The 599-nt window shown below is 30.7% G+C and carries 1 protein-coding gene; it reads left to right on the top strand.

The features are described from left to right. Nucleotides 1-599, top strand: a 599-nt coding sequence (locus LQ611_RS13930) for a transposase (RefSeq protein ID WP_239709673.1), incomplete at both ends; no start/stop codon positions are given.

Below are 599 nucleotides of genomic sequence, written 5' to 3'. Positions count from 1 at the left end.
AAGAAAGTCAGTACTACCGATCCAGAAGCTGGTTACTATGTTAAAGGTGAAAGAGAAAAACAATTTGCGTATAGCTTACATAGTTGTGTAGATAAAAATGGTTTTATAATTGATCAACATGTCACACCTGGAAATATACATGATAGTACACAGTTGAAACCTATGGTTGAAAGATTAGAAGAAAAAAATATGTTGCCAATCACACTAGCAGTAGACTCCGGATACAAAACGCCATTCAATGCGCATTATTTACTAGAGAAATCGATAGTACCTGCAATGCCCTATACAAGACCAAAAGGAAAGCCAGGAATATTTAAAACTAAAGATTTTATTTATGATGAATATTACGATAGTTATATATGTCCAAATGATAAATTACTAACTTTTAAAAGAACTATGCCAACAGGGCATAGATTATACAAATCTAATCCTATTATATGTAAATCATGTCCACTACTAAATGAATGTACAGAAAATAGAAGTTTTACTAGAGAAATTCGAAGACATGTATGGCAAGATGATTTAGATATAATCGAAGATTTAAGGTTTGTAGATACAATAAAAAAAGCATATAAACTAAGAAGTCAAACAGTAGAAAG

Source organism: Mammaliicoccus sp. L-M44, from assembly GCF_022386355.1.
In the GTDB taxonomy this organism is placed as follows: Bacteria; Bacillota; Bacilli; order Staphylococcales; family Staphylococcaceae; genus Mammaliicoccus; species Mammaliicoccus sciuri_A.
Note: the sequence above shows the minus strand (reverse complement) of the source record. Positions and strands in the feature narration are given on the sequence as shown.